The organism is Prevotella sp. HJM029 (assembly GCF_000599605.1).
Classification (GTDB): domain Bacteria; phylum Bacteroidota; class Bacteroidia; order Bacteroidales; family Bacteroidaceae; genus Prevotella.
The window spans coordinates 1-270 of the sequence record NZ_AZHT01000116.1; the positions used below are offsets into that span (position 1 = coordinate 1).

At 52.2% G+C, this 270-nt stretch carries 1 pseudogene; it reads left to right on the forward strand.

The features are described 5' to 3' along the window. Positions 1-213, forward strand: a pseudogene (locus tag X919_RS17060) (hypothetical protein); the annotation flags it as partial. Positions 214-270: the final 57 nt, after the last annotated feature.

The following is a 270-nucleotide window of genomic DNA, read 5'->3' on the forward strand; positions in this document are numbered from 1 at the left end:
GTAGGGGCGGTTGATGTTGTTTGGGCAGATTGCGTGTGGATGGTTGGTTTCGTTTGGGAATGGATTGTGCTTGGCCTACGCGTTTCGTTTGGATGGGTGATGCGTGCGAATGCTCTTAACCCACGTGGGAGAATGGTGTGGGGGGATCAAGCCTGTAGGGCTTGTACTTTTGATAGCCCAGGGTTGCCGACGATAGGAGGCTACCCTGGGTAAAGTCGTGGAGGGGAACCTATGCCATCGGCATTGTACTTTCTTTAAATCCATTTGCGT